The 13885-nt window shown below is 68.1% G+C and carries 15 protein-coding genes; 3 read left to right on the top strand and 12 right to left on the bottom strand.

The genetic code is table 11. The features are described from left to right. Positions 1 to 5: 5 nt before the first annotated feature. Positions 6 to 1007, bottom strand: a complete 1002-nt coding sequence (locus U858_RS0118780; protein WP_025138698.1) for a tripartite tricarboxylate transporter substrate binding protein — start codon at positions 1005 to 1007, stop codon at positions 6 to 8. Positions 1008 to 1252: 245 nt separating this feature from the next. Between U858_RS0118780 and U858_RS0118775 the strand changes: the two genes are divergently transcribed. Both U858_RS0118775 and U858_RS0118770 read left to right on the top strand, forming a co-directional pair. Continuing rightward, positions 1253 to 2086, top strand: a complete 834-nt coding sequence (locus U858_RS0118775) for a hypothetical protein (RefSeq protein WP_025138697.1) — start codon at positions 1253 to 1255, stop codon at positions 2084 to 2086. Next, on the top strand, positions 2083 to 2991 hold the full coding sequence (locus tag U858_RS0118770; RefSeq protein WP_025138696.1) for a polysaccharide deacetylase family protein: 909 nt from the start codon (positions 2083 to 2085) through the stop codon (positions 2989 to 2991). The genes U858_RS0118775 and U858_RS0118770 overlap by 4 nt, the downstream gene beginning before the upstream one ends. Positions 2992 to 3033: 42 nt before the next feature. Here U858_RS0118770 and U858_RS0118765 read toward each other — a convergent pair whose 3' ends face one another. Genes U858_RS0118765 through U858_RS0118735 form a run of 7 tightly spaced genes read right to left on the bottom strand, consistent with a single transcriptional unit; the run spans position 3034 to position 9808 of the window. Continuing rightward, a complete protein-coding gene (locus U858_RS0118765; RefSeq protein ID WP_025138695.1) occupies positions 3034 to 3933 on the bottom strand; it encodes a polysaccharide deacetylase family protein in 900 nt (299 codons plus the stop codon). 26 nt (positions 3934 to 3959) lie between these two features. Then, positions 3960 to 4664 carry an ABC transporter ATP-binding protein gene (locus U858_RS0118760; protein ID WP_369797695.1) on the bottom strand — a complete coding sequence of 235 codons (705 nt, stop codon included), beginning with the start codon at positions 4662 to 4664 and terminating at the stop codon, positions 3960 to 3962. Beyond that, positions 4648 to 5430: an ABC transporter ATP-binding protein gene (locus U858_RS0118755; protein ID WP_025138693.1), complete on the bottom strand. Its 783-nt coding sequence runs from the start codon at positions 5428 to 5430 to the stop codon at positions 4648 to 4650. The genes U858_RS0118760 and U858_RS0118755 overlap by 17 nt, the downstream gene beginning before the upstream one ends. After that, entirely contained in the window at positions 5427 to 6413 is a 987-nt protein-coding gene (locus U858_RS0118750; RefSeq protein WP_025138692.1) for a branched-chain amino acid ABC transporter permease, read from the bottom strand. Before U858_RS0118750 ends, U858_RS0118755 begins: the two co-directional genes overlap by 4 nt. 14 nt (positions 6414 to 6427) lie before the next feature. Then, the gene (locus tag U858_RS0118745) at positions 6428 to 7297 is read right to left on the bottom strand and encodes a branched-chain amino acid ABC transporter permease (protein WP_025138691.1); all 870 of its coding nucleotides are present in this window, start codon (positions 7295 to 7297) and stop codon (positions 6428 to 6430) included. A gap of 27 nt (positions 7298 to 7324) precedes the next feature. Next, positions 7325 to 8491 (bottom strand): ABC transporter substrate-binding protein, encoded by a 1167-nt coding sequence (locus tag U858_RS0118740; RefSeq protein WP_051593614.1) that lies wholly within the window; start codon positions 8489 to 8491, stop codon positions 7325 to 7327. Positions 8492 to 8527: 36 nt separating this feature from the next. Beyond that, on the bottom strand, positions 8528 to 9808 hold the full coding sequence (locus U858_RS0118735) for an amidase (RefSeq protein ID WP_025138689.1): 1281 nt from the start codon (positions 9806 to 9808) through the stop codon (positions 8528 to 8530). A gap of 166 nt (positions 9809 to 9974) precedes the next feature. Between U858_RS0118735 and U858_RS0118730 the strand changes: the two genes are divergently transcribed. Next, a complete protein-coding gene (locus tag U858_RS0118730) occupies positions 9975 to 10898 on the top strand; it encodes a LysR substrate-binding domain-containing protein (protein ID WP_029954063.1) in 924 nt (307 codons plus the stop codon). 24 nt (positions 10899 to 10922) lie between these two features. Here the strand turns inward: U858_RS0118730 and U858_RS0118725 are convergent, their stop codons facing one another. The 4 genes from U858_RS0118725 to U858_RS0118710 all read right to left on the bottom strand — a co-directional run bounded on the left by U858_RS0118725 (position 10923) and on the right by U858_RS0118710 (position 13854). Further along, positions 10923 to 11234, bottom strand: a complete 312-nt coding sequence (locus tag U858_RS0118725; RefSeq protein WP_025138687.1) for a DUF6587 family protein — start codon at positions 11232 to 11234, stop codon at positions 10923 to 10925. Beyond that, complete coding sequence (locus U858_RS0118720; protein ID WP_025138686.1) at positions 11231 to 13054, bottom strand: ferrous iron transporter B; 1824 nt, start codon at positions 13052 to 13054, stop codon at positions 11231 to 11233. Before U858_RS0118720 ends, U858_RS0118725 begins: the two co-directional genes overlap by 4 nt. Then, on the bottom strand, positions 13047 to 13310 hold the full coding sequence (locus tag U858_RS0118715) for a FeoA family protein (RefSeq protein ID WP_029954062.1): 264 nt from the start codon (positions 13308 to 13310) through the stop codon (positions 13047 to 13049). Before U858_RS0118715 ends, U858_RS0118720 begins: the two co-directional genes overlap by 8 nt. Before the next feature lie 100 nt (positions 13311 to 13410). Beyond that, positions 13411 to 13854, bottom strand: coding sequence for a DUF2946 family protein (locus U858_RS0118710; protein WP_025138684.1), 444 nt, complete (start codon positions 13852 to 13854; stop codon positions 13411 to 13413). Positions 13855 to 13885 lie beyond the last annotated feature (31 nt).

Genomic DNA, 13885 nt, shown 5'->3' with positions numbered 1-13885 from the left:
GATGCTCATTCCAGTGTGATATTCGCGCTTTTGATCACAGCGCTCCAGCGCTCGCGATCCTGGTCGATGCGTTCGCGGAACGCCTGCGGCGATCCGCCCATGATCTCCATGCCCAGCTCGGTCATGCGGCTGCGCGTGTCCGGCTCTGCCAGAACCTGCTGCAACGCCTGGCTCCAGGCTTGCAGCACGTCGGGCTTGAGCCCGGCGGGCGCAACGATGCCGAACCAGTTCGTGACACTGTAGCCGGGAAGCCATTGCTTGATCAATGGAACGTCGGGCAATTCCGGCGCGGCGCGTTCGCCGGCAAAAGCGATGGGCCGGATCTGCCCGCCGCGCACCTGCGGCAGGAAATCGGGCAGGTTGCCGATCAGCATGTCGACGCGGCCGGCGATCAGGTCCACCACCGCCTGCGAACCGCCTTTGTACGGAATGTGGACGATGTTGACGCCGGCCTGGCTGCGGAACAGTTCGGCCGCCAGATTGGGCGCGGACCCGATGCCGGTGGACGCATACGACAGCTTGCCCGGGTTGGCCTTGGCATAGGCGATCAATTCGGGCACGTCGCGAAACGGCGCCTGCGGCGAGGCCACTAGCAGCGAATAGATGCCCGCCACGCCGCAGATCGGCGTCAGGTCTTTCTGCACGTCCAAAGGCAGCGTCAGCCCGCGCAATTGCGACGAGATCGTCAGCATGCCCATGGTGGCCAGGCCCAGTGTGTGGCCGTCGGCCGCCGAGCGGGCCACGGCCGATGCCGCCACGAAACCACCCGAACCCGTGCGGGTTTCGACGATCACCGGCTGGCCCAGCCGCGCCGCCAGGGGCTGCGCCAGCACCCGGCACAGCTGGTCGGCGGACCCGCCCGGGCTGAAACCGTTGATCAGCCTGACGACCGTGGCGGGGCGCCATTCGGCCTGCGCCATCGCGGGACGCAGGCGCAGCGATGCCAACGCGCCGCCAGCCACCGCCAGCCCCATCAACCTGCGCTTTCCGTGCTCGATGCTGCTCATGTGACGCTCCTTGCCGCCCCGTGTCGGGCTGATCTCGGCCGCACTATAGGGCGGCGGCGCACGGCGCTCAACGCCGCGTCGGGCAGGGGGGGGTTAAGTTTTCGTGAAGGCTGATGCAGGGGCTGTAGGCCATCTGGCCGGTAGGTGGTTTTTGATGATGGGGGGTATCAAAATTCCTTAGTAGGCCGCGCGCTTTTCGGTGCCTAGAATGCCCTGCATCCCAACAAGATCAAAGGGGCAGGCAGATGAACACGCAAACGATTTCAAGCCCGCAGCCGCAGCGCGAATACGGCAGGAATGGCCTCATCGGCATCCTGATTCCGCAAGCCAACACCGTGGTGGAACCCGAGCTTGCCGCGCTGCTGCCCGGCGGCTTCAGCATGCTGTCGTCACGCCTCAGCGGCAGTCGCACCGATTCGCGCACCCGCCTGACGGATTACTTCGGCAACCTGGGCCACACGCTGGACAGCTTCGACACCGCGCCGCTGGATGCCGCGGGTTACGCTTGCACGGGCAGCTCGTACCTGATCGACCCCGAGTTCGAACGGCGCCGCCTGGACGCGCTTGAGGTTCGCCATGGCTATCCGGTGGTGACGGCCTCGCAGGCCATCAAGTCGGCGTTTGCGCATCTGGGCATCCGGCGCATCGCGCTGGTGTCGCCGTATCCGGCCTGGATGACCGCGCTGTGCCAGGCCTACTGGGCGGCGGCCGGCATCGACGTGGCCGACACGGCCGTGATCGATCTCGATACCGCCGATACCCGCGCCATCTATGCCATCACCACGCCCACCGTCATGGCGGCGTTCGACGCCTTGCGCTGGCAGGACGCCGACGCGGTGCTGTTCTCGGGCACCGGCATGCCGACGCTGCCGGCCATACAGCGCGTGGCGGCGCTGACCGGCAAGCCGGTGCTGTCGTCCAACCTGTGCCTGGCCTGGGAGCTGCTGCGCGTGACCGGCAATGGCCAGCACCTGCCGCCGCCGGACGCGACCCAGCCGCTGTTCGGCGGTTGGGCCGAACGCGTGCCGGGCCAGGGGCTGCGCCCATCTCGACATCGCACGAGGAGTCCTCTGATATGAAAACCTTCCATACCGGCAATGACCGCTATCCGTTCAGCGCCATCGTCAACCGCCCCACCTACCACTGGCCGGGCGGCAAGCGCCTGGCCGTGTATTTTGCAATCAACATCGAAGCCTTCGAGTTCGGCCTGAACCCGGGCAAGGACTTCACCTCGTCGCCCGCCGCGCCTTACCACCGCGGCTATGCCTATCGCGACTATGGCAACCGGGTGGGCGTCTGGCGCCTGCTGGCGCTGTTCGAGGCCTTCCGCATTCCGCTGGCGGTGCTGGTCAACGGGTCGGTGTATGACGTGTGCCCCGACGTGCTGGCGCCGTTTCGGGCGCGCGGCGACGAATTCGTGGGCCATGGCCGCACCAATTCAGAGCGCCAGATCGACATGGCGCCCGACGAAGAGCGCCAGATGCTGCAGGACGTGCGCGCACGCATCACGCAGGAAGAGGGTGCGCCGCCGCAGGGCTGGCTGGGGCCGTTCATCTCACAAAGCCCGCGCACGCCCGAATTGTTGAAGGACGCCGGCTTCTCCTACATGCTGGATTGGTGGTTCGACGACCAGCCGACCTGGTTTCGAACCGACCGCGGCCCGATTCTTGCCATGCCGTACCCGTCCATGGAACTGAACGACCTGCCGGCCTACATCAACCGCGGCGCCAGCGATGGCGACTTCGCGCAGATGGCCATCGACGCCTTCGACGAGCAACTGGCCGAGTCCGTGAAGTTTCCGCAGGTGTATTGCGTGGCCCTGCATACGTTCCTGAGCGGCCAACCCCAACGCATCAAGCGCCTGCGCGACGTGCTGCGGCACATCAGCGCCCGGCGCGACGACGTCTGGCTGGCCACCCCGGGCCAGATCGCGGCGCACGTGGCGAGCCTGCCCGAGGGCATCGTGCCGGGCGGCCCCGCCTAGCCGCGCGCGACGCCGCGCCGGACGGCCGGCGCGGCGCGGGGTTCAGGGCTGCGGCAGGATGGCCGGCGGCAAGGCGGCGCAGTGGTCGTAGATCTCGCCGGGCCGCGTGAACCAGAGTCGGTCGCGCTGGGGATGCCGGGCGATGTACTTCAGCGCCCGGCGCAGCGACCGTAGCCGATAGGGCTGGCCGACGATCATGGTGTGCAGCGCAATGCCGAACACCAGCGGCTGGCGCGTCGACTGTTCCAGCATTTCCTCGAACTGCTCGATGATCATGTGCTCGAAGTCCTGCGGCGTATGCCGGCGCACCAGCATCTGCGGCGAATCATTGATTTCCAGCGGGTAGGGCACCGACATCAACGGGCCCTGGCCGGTGCGCATCCACAGCGGCTGGTCGTCCGCCGGCCAGTCCATGACGAACTTGTAGCCGGTCTCGACCAGCAGTTCGGGCGTCTGGTGGCTTTGCGACATCCAAGGCCCCATCCAGCCGCGCACGTCCTGGCCGGTGTGGCGCTTGATGGCCTCGCGCACCTCGTTCAGCAGGCGCTTTTCGTCGTCCGGCCACAGGTGGCCCTGCGCCTCGGCATTGGTGCGGCCATGGCCGATGATCTCGTCGCCGCGCGCCATCACCCGCTCGGCAATCTGCGGCGCGTAGTCGAAGAGGGCGGTGTTCAGCAGGTGCGCGGCCGGCAGTTCCAGTTCGTCGAACAGATCGAACAACCGCCAGACGCCCACCCGATTGCCATAGTCGCGCCAGGCAAAGCCGCGCGCATCGGGCTGCGGCAGTTCGGTGCCCAGGTGATGGCCGCGGCCGGCGCCAAAGGCAAAGTGTTCGATGTTCAGGCCGATGTACACGGCCAGGCGCTTGCCGCCCGGCCAGTCGTAATTGCCGCGTTCGACGATGGCGCTGTACGGGTAGCGGTCGTGATACGGAAGCTGCATGGTGGTTTCCTCAGGGTGGTTTCCTGTCAGACGCCAAGGAACGCCGTCTGGACCCGCGGGTCGGACAGCAGGGCCTCGGAGGGATCGTCGTAGACTTTTTCGCCCAATTGCAGGATGGCGGTGCGGCGGGCCACGCGCATCGCCCAGTTGGCATTCTGTTCGGCCAGCACGAACGCCAGCCCCTCGCGCGCCTGGATCTCCAGCAGGATGTCGCCGATACGCTCGACCACGATGGGCGCGAGACCCAGCGACGGCTCGTCCAGCAAAAACAGCTGGGGCCGGCTCATCAGCGCACGGCCGATCGCCAGCATCTGCTGTTCGCCGCCGGACAGGCTGCCCGCGGCCTGGCGGCTGCGTTCCTTAAGCCGGGGAAAATAGCGGTGGATCTCTTCCAGCCGCGCCGTGGCACTTTCGCCGCCGCGGCCAAAAGCGCCCATCTTCAGGTTTTCGGCCACCGTCAGCGACGGAAACACCCGCCGCCCTTCGGGCGAGAAACCGATGCCCAGCCTGACCACGTCAGACGCCGGCAGCCCCTTGATGCTGCGGCCTTGCCACAGCACATCGCCGCCATAGTGGCGCGCCAGGCCGACCACGGCGCGCAAGGTGCTGCTCTTGCCGGCGCCGTTGGACCCGATCAAGGCCAGCGTTTCGCCCGGCTCGACCGTCAGGTTCAGCTTGCGCGTGCCGGCGACCGGGCCGTAGCGCACCTCCAGATCACGCAATTCCAGCAGTGACATTCTTCGTCCCCAGATAAGCTTGCACCACCCGCGCATCGCGCAGCACATCGCCGGGCAGACCGCGCACCAGCTCGCGGCCGGCGGCCACGACCAGCAGCCGGTCGCACAGGCCGGCGATGAAACGCATGTTGTGGTCGATGACCACCAGCGTGACGCCCGACGCCCGCACTTGCAGGATCACGTCGCGCACCTGGTCGGTTTCCGCTGCGCTCAGGCCCGCCACCGGTTCATCCAGCAGCAACAGGCGCGGCCGCGCGGCCAGGGCGATGGCGATGCCCAGGATCTTCTGCACGCCATAGGGCAGGCTGCCCGCCGGGGTGTCGGCAACGTCGCGCAGCGCCATGTCGTCGAGCAGACGTTCGACCAGCGCGTCCGCCTCGGCACGCCGCAAGCGGGCCCGGGCCGAGCCGAACAGCGCGGCCATCACGCCCGGGTAGCGCGTCAGGTAGCTGCCACGCACCAGGTTCTCGCGCACGGTGCAGGCGCCGTACACGGCAGTGGACTGGAAGGTGCGCACCAGCCCGCGTGCGCTCAGCGCCGACGTCGCCAGCCCCGTGACGCGTTCCCCGGCAAAGGCCACCGCACCGCCGGTCGGGCGCAACACGCCGCTGACCAGGTTGACCAGAGTGGTCTTGCCGGCGCCGTTCGGGCCGATGATGCCGAGGATCTCGCCTTCGCGCACGTCGAAGCTGACGCCGTCCACCGCCTTCAGGCCGCCGAAGCTGCGGCCGATGTCCTGAACTTCCAGCAGGGCGCTCATGCCGTTTTCCCCTGGGCGCGGCGGCCGCCGAACCAGCCCGCCAGGCCGGCGATGCCCGCGGGAAACGCCGCCATCACGACGATCAGCGCCACCCCGAACAGGATCCGCTGGATCTCGACGTAGCCGCGCAACAGTTCAGGCAGCGCCACCAGGAACACCGCGCCGAGGATGGGGCCGACCACGTTGTACATGCCGCCCACCACATTCATCACCACCAGGTTCAGCGACTCGGCCATGCCGAAGGTGGACGGATCGATGTAGCGCATGAAAAAGGCCAGCAGACCGCCTTGCACGCCGGCCAGCGCGCAGCCCAGCACGAATACGCCGACCTTCAAGGGCAGGCCGCGCACGCCGGTGCATTCGGTCAGCTGCGGCGCTTCACGCACCGCATCGATGGCGCGGCCCGTCTCCGACAGCAACAGGCGCACGCACAGCAGCACCGTCAACGCGGCCGCGGCCAGCGCCACGTAGTACTGCGCCAGCGGCGACGTCCAGGCGGCATTCAGGGGCGGCAGGTTCGACAGGCCGCTGGCCCCGCCGGTGACGCTTTGCCATTCGACCAGCACCAGCCGGATGATCTCGCCCAGCAGGAAGGTCACCAGCACGAAGTATTTGCCGGTCAGGCGCAGCAGCACCGGCCCGACCAGCAGCGCCAGCGCGCCGGCCGCGGCTGCGCCGATGCCCAGGCCAATGGCGGGCGGCAGGTCGAACCGCAGCACCGACAGCGCGCAGGCATAGGCGCCCACGCCCATGAAACCGGCGTGGGCCAGCGAGATATGGCCCGTGCGGATGATCAGGTGCAGGCTCACGGCGCCGATCACATTCAGCAGGATCAGCGCGCCGGTCGCCAGCAGGAAAGGATTGTCCAGCACCAGGGGCGCCAGGCCCAGGATGGCCAGCGCGGCCGACCCGGCAGAGAGCGCCAGGCTGGCGCGCCGCGGCCGGGCGGCCACGCCGGGCAAAGACAGGGGATGAGGCATCATGGAATGGTCGTCCTTCAGCGTTCAGGTTTGCCCAGCAAGCCCCAGGGGCGCACCACCAGCAGCGCGATCACCACCCCGAAGGACACGAAGGTCGAGACCGCCGACCCATAGAATGTCGACAGCAGGCTTTCGCCAAAGCCGAACAGGGTGCCGCCCAGCGCGGCGCCGGGAATGCTGCCCATGCCGCCCAGGATGACGACGATGAACGCCACCATCAGCGGCCGCTCGCCCATGAACGGCGACAACGCATACGTCTGCGCATAGATGGCGCCGGCCACCGCCGTCATGAACACCGCCAGAAAGAACGCCAGCTGGTAGATGCGGCGCGTGTTCACGCCCTGGGCCTGGGCGATCTCGATGTCTTCGGCCGCCGCCCGCATGGCCAGGCCATGGCGGGTAAGGGCCATGAAGCCCCAGAACGCCAGCAGCACCGCGATGGCCACGCCGATCACCATCAGCCGGTCGGCGGGAATGACCGCCGGCCCCAGCTGCATCATGGCGCTCAGCGCCGACGGCACCGAGCGTTCCTGCACGTCCCAGACCAGCACCGCGGTGTAGACGATGGCGATGTCCAGGCCAAGCAGGCCGATCATGCTCTGGAACATCTTCTGGTAGAAACGCCGGAACACCAGCCATTCCAGCACCAGGCCCAGGGCGGCCACGGTCAGGGCGGCCAGCACGATGGCCACCACATAGGGCAGCGACCATTTCCCGAAGTAATAGAAGAGGGCGTAGCCGCCCAGCATGGCAAAGCTGCCATGCGCGAAATTGACGACCTTCATGATGCCGAACAGCAGCGTGAACCCCAGCGCGATCAGCACATAGATCGCGCTCAGGCTCAGGCCGTTGACGAGCACCTGCGTCAGAACAGGTAGGGAGAACATGGCGGTGCCTCGGGCGGCGGGGCCGCGTTATTCGCGGGCCGGCGACAGGGTCGCCAGGGCATGCGGCTTGCCGTCGCGGATCTCGGTGACCCAGAACCGGTTCAGCAGCTGGTGGTTCACGCCATAGGCCTTGGCGCCGCCCCAGACCACCGGGCCGTAGATGCCGGCGTCAAAGCCGCCCAGGTTTTCCAGCGCGGCCCGCACCTTGTCGGTATCGGTGGTGGTGCCGGCGGTTTCCATGGCCTTGAACAGGATGCGCGCCGAGTTGTACCAGCCGGGCGTCTGTGCATTGATGACGCCGCTCCAGCGCTGCTTGTAGGCGTCGACGAAACGGCGCGCGGCCGGCTCGTTGAAGTCGAACACGTCATACGACATGAAGCCTTCGGCATAGGGGCCGGCAATGTCCGCGACCTCGTCGATGCCGGGGCCGCCCACCTGCCAGATGATGCCCTTGAAGCCCACCTGGCGGGCCTGCTTGGTCAACAGGCCGGCTTCACCCGGCGCGTTCAGGTTCAGGTCCAGCACGTCGACGCCCTGGGCCAGCATCCGGGTCAAAAGCGGTGCGAATTCCTTGGACCCGCGCTCGTAGCTTTCCGACCAGACGGTGTAGCCAGCGTCCTGGTAGGCCTTGCCCAGCGTGGGCATGACGACCTGGCCGGTGGCGTCGTTGGGCACGATCAGCGCCACCTTGCGGGCCTGGGGCCGGTTTTCCTTCAACCACTTCACCATCGCCGGGCCGAACTCGACGTTGCTGTTCATGGTGCGGAAGTTGTAGCCGTTCTGGCCGCCTTGCTTGAGGATGTCCGGCGCGTAGCCGTTGGACAGCATGATGACGCGGGCCTCGTTCACGATCGGCACCACCGCCATCACCGAGGGCGTGCCGATCGGCCCGATGATGAACTTCACCTTGTCCAGGTTGACCAGCCGTTCGGCCGCGCTGCGCCCGCCGGTGGCGCTGTACTTGTCGTCGTACATGACCAGTTCCGGCTTGTAGGTCTGGCCGCCGATCTTCAGGCCGCCCTGGGCATTGACCTCGTCGATGGCCATCTGCACGCCGCGCTGCACGGCCAGGCCCCAGGCGGTGCCGCCGCCGGACAGCGGACCGATGCCGCCGATCTTGAGCGTTTCCTGCGCCTGCGCGCCCAGCGCGGGTAACGTCAGCGCCAGTGCAGCCAGCCATTTTTTCATTTGCATGGTATTTCCCCTTGTCGATGCTGCGGTTGAATCTGTTCAGGACGCGGACGGCAGATCCAGCGCCTGGGTGGCGAACCTGGCGGCCGCCAGCAGGCGCGTGTCCTGCCCATACGGGCCGATCAGTTGCGCGCCGACCGGCAGGCCGCCCGGCCCGATGTCCAGCGGAAACGAAATGCAGGGCACGTGCAGCAGCGTCCAGATCGCGCCGTAGCGGGGCGAGCCGGCCGATTCATGCCCGGCCTCGGCCTCGCCTTCGGCCGCCGGGTAGAGCAGCACGTCGTAGCGGTCGAACAGCAGGCTCACCTGCGCCCGCATCCGCGCGGCCTCTTGCAGCATCAGTGCGTGTTCATCCAGGCTGATCTCGGTGCGCAGCCTGGCCGCCAGCCGCGGGCTGAGCTGGTCAGCGTGGTGCAGCCGTTCCTGCGCCAGCGATTGGCGGGCTTCGAAGGCGAATATCCGCAGTTGCAGGGCCTCCAGCGCCTCGAATTGCGGCGGCAGCCAGAAGCGTTCCACCTGCGCGCCCGCCTGTTCCAGGCGGACGGCGGCGCGGTCGATGGCGGAGACGGTGGCCGGCTGGGCGTAATCCCACTGCCGCGACAGGCACAGGCCGATGCGGGGCCGCAGGCCGGCCACCGCCGACACGTCGCGGGCGGCGTGCAGGCCCAGGGTGAAGAAGGCCGCGTCGGCCACGTCGCGCGCAATGACGCCCACGGTGTCCTGCGACGGGCTCAACGCCTTCATGCCGCCCGGCGCGATCAGGCCGAAGCTGGGCTTGTAGCCCACCACGCCGCAGTACACCGCCGGGCGAACGATCGACGCGGTGGTCTGGGTGCCGAACGCCACCGGCACCATGCCGTCCGCCACCGCCGCGGCCGACCCGCTGGACGAGCCGCCCGGCGTATGGCTGGTGCGCAAGGGGTTGGTGGCCCGGCTGGGGGTCTGCGTGGCGAACTCGCCGGTGGCGACCTTGCCCAGCAGCACGGCGCCGCGGTGACGGGCCAGGGCGATGCAGCCGGCATCGGCCGCGGGCCGGTGGCCGCGGTAGATGGGCGAGCCGTATTCGGTGGGGTAATCGGCCGAATCCAGGATGTCCTTGGCGGCGAATGGCACGCCGCGCAGCGGCGCCTGCGGCAACTGCGCGGCCTGGCGGGCATCGGCCAGCGCGCGTTCGGGGTCGAACGCCACGAAGGCCTGGATCACGTCGTTGCGTTCGGCGATGCGGTCCAGGCAGGCCCGCACCACGGCTTCGGGCGTGATCTCGCCGCGGGCGACGGCGGCCGCCGTTTCGCAGGCGGTCCATTGATTGAGAGGCTTCACAGTGAGATCCATGAAAAAGAAAGGAGGTCACCGAGAACTCTATTGATGGGCGATTGGGTTGTCTAATACAATAAAAATGGCTAATTAAGTTGAATACTGACCTAATCACCATGGGACCAACCGCCCCAGAACCGATCCCCGCCAACCTGCCCCCCCCGGAAACGCCATGCCCCTGATCTCGCGTGCGCTACGCGCCTTTGTGGTGGTGGCCGAAGAGCTGCATTTCGGCAATGCAGCGGCCCGGCTCAACATCAGCCAACCGCCGCTGAGCCAATTGATTCGCCAGTTCGAGGCCCAGGTGGGCGCTGAACTCTTCGTGCGCTCGACCCGTTCGGTCAAGCTGACCCGGGCCGGCGAAGTGCTGCTGCAGCACGCCCGGCGGCTGCTGGCGGAAGGAGATGCCGCGGTGCATGCCGCGCGGCGCGCCGGCAGCGGCGATGCCGGCCGCCTGACGGTGGGCTTCGTCAGCACGGCGGCCTACCAGGTACTGCCGCCGGCGCTGTCGCGCTATCGCGCTGAATATCCCGACGTCGAACTGGCGCTGGAACACGCCCTGACGGGCGAATTGGCCGACAAGCTGGCGGCCGGCACCATCGACCTGGCCATCTTTCGCCGCCTGCCGCGCGCCGAAGAGCCAGACTTCGTGTATGAACGGGTGCACCGCGAAAAGATGATCCTGGCGCTGCCGGCGGACCATCCCCTGAACCGCTACGAGCGCGTGCCGATGGCCCGGCTGGACGGCCAGGACGTCGTCGGCTTCCAGCGCGAGGCCTCGTTCTATTTCCACAGCGTGCAAACGCGCCTGTTCCGCGACCACAATGTGCGACCGCACATCGTCTACGAAAGCGTGCTGCCCACCTTGCTGTCGATGGTGGAATGCGGCATGGGCGTGGCGCTGGTGCCCGAATCGGCCGCCACGCTGCGCGGCACGGGCGTGCAGTACCGGCCGCTGTCGGGGCGGGCGAACGCCTTCGACGTGGATCTGTACTGCGCCCGCCGGGCCGACAACCTCAATCCCACGGCCCAGGCCTTTGCGCGTGTGCTGCGAGAATCGACACGCGAGGCGGCCCCCGAGTCCGCCGCGCGCTGATCTCGCAGACCGACCCCAGCCCGATCAAACATGTCGCCGGCTGCGCGGCGGTGCGATCGTCGACTGCGGCCCGCGCGGTGACGCGTGTGCGCCGCAGCCGCCGCACGGACCGCAGCCCTGGACGCAATCGGCATCCGTCGATTGCGCCGCCAGTCGGCTGCCGAGCTTGCGCACGGGCGCGGGCAGATGCCGGTGGCGCAACAGCCGGCCCGCCAGGTTGCGCAGCCAGGCGCGCAGGGCAGGCGACAGATGGCAAGCGAATGCAATGGCGCTGGCCGCCACCGCCATCGCCACCCCGGCGTATTGCCAGACTTGCGTATCCGTGGCTGGCGTCATAGCAGCCACCCCGCAAGCCGGTAGGTCACGAAAGACGCCGCATAGGCCAGCGCGAACATGTAGCCGAAAGACAGCGCCACGTTGCGCCAGTCACCCGTTTCGCGCTTGATGATCGCCAGTGTCGACATGCACTGCGGCGCAAAAGCAAACCACACCATCAGCGACAGGGCGCTGGCCAGCGGAAAATTGCCAGCCAGCACGTTGCCCAGGGCGGCCTCCTGGCCCTCGGCCACGCTGTAGATCGTGGCCAGCGTCGCCACCGCGGATTCGCGCGCGGCAAAGGCGGGAATCAGGGCCAACGTAATCTGCCAATTGAAGCCAAGCGGCGCGAACAGCGGCTGCATCCACTGGCCCAGCATATTGGCGAAGCTGTATTCGATGGCCGGCCCCGTTGCGCCCGCAGGCGCGCCCGGAAACGTGGCGATAAACCACATCAGCACGGTCAGCGCCAGCATGACACCGGTCAACTTCTTCAGAAACAGCCACCCGCGCTCCCACAGGCCGATGCCGAGGTCGCGCCATCTGGGCAGGCGGTATGCCGGCAGCTCCATCAGCAATGCCGCGGTCTGGCCGGCCGGCCGCAGGCGTTTGCCGATGTAGGCGACGCCCAGCGCCGCCAGGATGCCGCCCGCGTACAACGCGAACAGCACCGCGCCCTGCAGATTGAAGATGCCGAGCACCGGCACATCGGGCACGAAAGCGCCGATCAGCAGGGCATAGACCGGCAGGCGGGCTGAGCAGGTCATCAAAGGCGCCACCAGAATGGTCACCAGGCGGTCGCGCCGGTCGGGAATGCTGCGCGTGCCGACGATGCTGGGGATGGCGCAGGCAAAGCTCGACAGCAGGGGGATGAAGGCGCGTCCGGTCAGCCCCACGGCCACCATGGCCTGATCGAGCAGGAAGGCGGCGCGCGGCAGATAGCCGGATTCCTCCAGCACCAGGATGAACAGGAACAGCACCAGGATCTGCGGCAGAAAACCCAATACGGTTCCCAGCCCGCCGAACAGGCCTTCGCGCAGCATCGCCTTGAACGGACCGTCGCCCAGGGCGGCCGTGCTCCAGGCGCCCAGGCCGCCGATGCCGTCGACGATGGCGTCGGTCAGCGGCTTGCCGATCGCATAGACGGCCTGGAACGTCAGGAACATGATCAGCGCCAGGATCAGCGGACCGAACACCGGATGCAGCGTCCAGCGATCGATGCGGTCATCCGTGGCGGTGGCGGACGCGGGCGTGCGCACCGTGTCGGCCAGGATCTGCCTCAATTCGGCCTGGGGATCGGCCGCGCGGGGCAGGGGCGATTGCGGCGCCAACGGTTGGTCCAACAGCTCGCGCAGCGCCCGCGCGCCTTGCCGCCGCACTGCGACGGTCTCGACCACGGGCACGCCCAGGTGGCGGGCCAGCCGGGACACGTCGATGTCGATACCGCGCCGCCGCGCCTGGTCCGACAGGTTCAGCGCCACCACCATCGGCAGGTCCAGGCGCCGCATTTCCAGCAGCAATCGCAGGTGCAGGCGCAGGTTGGTGGCATCAACGACCATCACCACCAGGTCCGGCCGCACTTCACGGGGATAGCGACCTTGCAGGACGTCCTGGGTGATCTTCTCGTCGGCGCTGGCCGCCGTCAGGCTGTAGGTGCCGGGCAGGTCAAGAATCCGCGCGCGCCGCCCGGCGGGCGTGGCGAAGAATCCTTCCTTGCGGTCGACCGTGACGCCAGCGTAGTTGGCGACTTTCTGGCGGCCGCCGGTCAGTTGATTGAAGAGGGCAGTCTTGCCGCAGTTGGGGTTGCCCACCAGCGCCAGCCGCAATGCATGGTCAGCCATGGGGCACCTCGCGCTTGACCATCACGCGGGCCGCTTCCTGGCGACGCAGCGCGAAACGGGTGGCGCCGATGGCCACCAGCAAGGGGGACGCGCCAAACGGACCGCGGGCGGTCAGCCGTATCGGTTCCCCTTGGACGAAACCCAGGTCACGCAGCCGCGCGGCAATGGGATCCGAGGGGCGCTCGTGGGCGATATGGTCGACCACGGCGCGCTCTTGCAACGCCAGGTCGCAAAGACGTAGGACAGAATCAATCATGATAGGAATCGGAATGACGATCGCGCGGCCGGAAGGGGCCAGGCGGTCGCGGGCAAGGCAGGACGGACGCGCCATGCCTGGCGCGCCGCATGAGTGCGGATCAGCCGAGAGAGGAGGGCGGGGCGCGAGAGCCCAGCGGCGGCCCCTGACCCGGCAGGGGCGGCAGGGCCTGCGACGTGGCCACCACCGGCACGACCGCAACCGCCACGCGTAGCGCGGACGGCGCCAGATCGGACGGCGGCGGCGCGGAACCGTCGTGGGCAAGCAGCCCGTATGGGCAATCCAGGCCGGAAGCCGACGGGCCGCCATGGCCAGACGTATCGTCGCGCTTGTCCGTCAGGGACAGCAATACCGTGGGCACGGTGCCCGCCGACGTGCAAAGCGTCAGGGCGATGCGCCCGTCATCCCGGCCGCGGGGGTCCGGCATGTATCCCGGCGGCACGAAGCCGCGCAGCACCAGCGCCACCAGCAACGCCCACAGCACGCCATAGGCATGCCAGGACTTGAGCGCGAAGGATGGGCCCGGACGGGCGGAAACGGCCATGGCCGGATTCTAAGCCGAATTTCTGGTGCGA

Origin of the sequence: Achromobacter sp. DH1f, from assembly GCF_000633435.1 — a bacterium.
In the GTDB taxonomy this organism is placed as follows: domain Bacteria; phylum Pseudomonadota; class Gammaproteobacteria; order Burkholderiales; family Burkholderiaceae_B; genus Achromobacter; species Achromobacter deleyi.
The sequence above is the reverse complement of the archived record's forward strand: the minus strand, read 5'-3'. Positions and strand labels throughout refer to the sequence as shown.

Excerpts from the sequence above, each read along its gene's own strand:
- U858_RS0118740 (WP_051593614.1), bottom strand. The coding sequence starts at position 8,491 with ATGCAAATGAAAAAATGGCTGGCTGCACTGGCGCTGACGTTACCCGCG.
- U858_RS0118725 (WP_025138687.1), bottom strand. The coding sequence starts at position 11,234 with ATGACGCCAGCCACGGATACGCAAGTCTGGCAATACGCCGGGGTGGCG.
- U858_RS0118720 (WP_025138686.1), bottom strand. The coding sequence starts at position 13,054 with ATGGCTGACCATGCATTGCGGCTGGCGCTGGTGGGCAACCCCAACTGC.
- U858_RS0118710 (WP_025138684.1), bottom strand. The coding sequence starts at position 13,854 with ATGGCCGTTTCCGCCCGTCCGGGCCCATCCTTCGCGCTCAAGTCCTGG.
- U858_RS0118775 (WP_025138697.1), top strand. The coding sequence starts at position 1,253 with ATGAACACGCAAACGATTTCAAGCCCGCAGCCGCAGCGCGAATACGGC.
- U858_RS0118770 (WP_025138696.1), top strand. The coding sequence starts at position 2,083 with ATGAAAACCTTCCATACCGGCAATGACCGCTATCCGTTCAGCGCCATC.
- U858_RS0118730 (WP_029954063.1), top strand. The coding sequence starts at position 9,975 with ATGCCCCTGATCTCGCGTGCGCTACGCGCCTTTGTGGTGGTGGCCGAA.
- U858_RS0118780 (WP_025138698.1), bottom strand. The coding sequence starts at position 1,007 with ATGAGCAGCATCGAGCACGGAAAGCGCAGGTTGATGGGGCTGGCGGTG.
- U858_RS0118755 (WP_025138693.1), bottom strand. The coding sequence starts at position 5,430 with ATGAGCGCCCTGCTGGAAGTTCAGGACATCGGCCGCAGCTTCGGCGGC.
- U858_RS0118750 (WP_025138692.1), bottom strand. The coding sequence starts at position 6,413 with ATGATGCCTCATCCCCTGTCTTTGCCCGGCGTGGCCGCCCGGCCGCGG.
- U858_RS0118745 (WP_025138691.1), bottom strand. The coding sequence starts at position 7,297 with ATGTTCTCCCTACCTGTTCTGACGCAGGTGCTCGTCAACGGCCTGAGC.
- U858_RS0118715 (WP_029954062.1), bottom strand. The coding sequence starts at position 13,310 with ATGATTGATTCTGTCCTACGTCTTTGCGACCTGGCGTTGCAAGAGCGC.
- U858_RS0118765 (WP_025138695.1), bottom strand. The coding sequence starts at position 3,933 with ATGCAGCTTCCGTATCACGACCGCTACCCGTACAGCGCCATCGTCGAA.